Source organism: Acidisoma sp. S159, from assembly GCF_009766125.1.
GTDB lineage: Bacteria > Pseudomonadota > Alphaproteobacteria > Acetobacterales > Acetobacteraceae > Acidisoma.
In genome coordinates this window covers 1-221 of record NZ_LMUG01000101.1, presented here as the reverse complement: position 1 = coordinate 221, position 221 = coordinate 1, and the positions used below count along the sequence as shown (strand labels likewise).

Annotated in this window: 1 protein-coding gene; it reads left to right on the top strand. The window is 62.4% G+C overall.

Annotated features, from left to right (window positions below; all coding sequences use genetic code 11):
* Positions 1-221, top strand: a 221-nt coding sequence (locus GSQ92_RS29180) for a transposase (RefSeq protein ID WP_159014848.1), incomplete at both ends; no start/stop codon positions are given.

The following is a 221-nucleotide window of genomic DNA, read 5'->3' as shown; positions in this document are numbered from 1 at the left end:
GCGCGCAGCGGCGGTGGCTGGCGCATGCTGCCAACGAATTTCGGCCCGTGGCAAACCGTATACTGGTGGTTTCGACGGATCGTGCGTCGGATGCTGTTCCAGACCATTCACGACGTGTCGCTGATGCTTGACCGGGAGCGTAACGGACGTGAAGCCAGCCCGTCTGGTGGTGTGCTCGACAGCCAGACGGTGAAGGCGCCGAATGCCAAAGCGCGAGGATA